The sequence below is a fragment of the Bathymodiolus heckerae thiotrophic gill symbiont genome, assembly GCF_900128515.1.
Lineage (GTDB): Bacteria > Pseudomonadota > Gammaproteobacteria > PS1 > Pseudothioglobaceae > Thioglobus_A.
Genome location: NZ_FQTP01000222.1, coordinates 1 through 1131 on the forward strand (window position 1 = coordinate 1; position 1131 = coordinate 1131).

Genomic DNA, 1131 nt, shown 5'->3' on the forward strand with positions numbered 1-1131 from the left:
TTGCCGGCATGTCAGATGTCGAATCAAAAGTTATTGTTTGTGTGCCATCTCCTTATATGTCACAAGTTGAGGCGTTAATTACTCACTCTCAATTAAACCTTGGTGCACAGGATCTTAATGTAAACGCTTCAGGCGCCTTTACCGGCGAAGTTAGTGCGGGTATGATTAAAGATTTTGGTGCGCAATATGTTGTTGTTGGTCATTCTGAGCGTAGAAGCATGCACGAAGAAACTGACGAAGTTGTTGCTAATAAAGTTCAGGCGGCTCTTGATAATGGCTTAACACCGCTTTTCTGTATTGGCGAAACATTAGAAGAAAGAGGAGCTGGCAACATGGAAAGTGTTGTAACTCGTCAAATTCAAGCGGTTATTGATTTATCGGGCATTGATGCATTTAAAAATATTATCATTGCTTACGAGCCTGTTTGGGCGATTGGCACTGGTGTTACAGCTACACCACAGCAAGCACAAGATGCACATAAATTTATTCGTTCAATGTTAGCAAGTAACGATGCTGATATTGCACAGTCAACACCAATTTTATATGGTGGCAGTATGAATCCTGGTAATGCTGTTGAGTTAATTGGTTGTAAGGATATTGATGGCGGCCTAATTGGCGGCGCATCTTTAAAAGCAGAAGATTTTTTACAAATTTGTAAAGCGGGTTAACTATGTCATTTCAAATTATTTTAATTATTCATGTGTTATTGGCGTTAAGCCTAGTTGCACTAATTTTAATGCAACACGGCAAAGGTGCAGATGCTGGCGCAGCGTTTGGTGCTGGCGCCTCTGGCTCGGTATTTGGTGCCCGTGGCGCTAACTCCTTTATGTACAAATTAACCGCTAGTGTTGCTTTTGGTTTTTTTGTTACTAGCTTAACGTTGGCTTACTTAGCAACTAATGAAGTGAATGGTAGCGATGAACCCACAAGTATTATGGAGCAAATTGCTCCTTCTGACATTCCTATGGTCGCACCTGTGAGTACTGAAACAGATATTAGCGACATTCCTGAATAGTTAAGAATTTGCCGATATGGCGGAATTGGTAGACGCGTCACCTTGAGGGGGTGGTGAGCTACGCTCGTGCCAGTTCGACTCTGGCTATCGGCACCATATTACAGCTTGATGACAAC

General features: G+C 42.2%; 2 protein-coding genes and 1 tRNA gene. All 3 read left to right on the top strand.

Annotated features, from left to right (window positions below; translation table 11 throughout):
* A partial coding sequence (gene tpiA / locus BTHERMOSOX_RS11415) for a triose-phosphate isomerase (RefSeq protein WP_138121226.1) occupies positions 1 to 668 on the top strand: 668 nt, incomplete at its 5' end.
* 2 nt (positions 669 to 670) lie between these two features.
* A complete protein-coding gene (gene secG / locus BTHERMOSOX_RS11420; RefSeq protein ID WP_138121227.1) occupies positions 671 to 1015 on the top strand; it encodes a preprotein translocase subunit SecG in 345 nt (114 codons plus the stop codon).
* Positions 1016 to 1025: 10 nt separating this feature from the next.
* A tRNA-Leu gene (locus tag BTHERMOSOX_RS11425) sits at positions 1026 to 1111 on the top strand.
* Positions 1112 to 1131 lie beyond the last annotated feature (20 nt).

Coding starts and splice junctions, on each gene's coding strand:
- secG (WP_138121227.1), top strand. CDS start 671: ATGTCATTTCAAATTATTTTAATTATTCATGTGTTATTGGCGTTAAGC.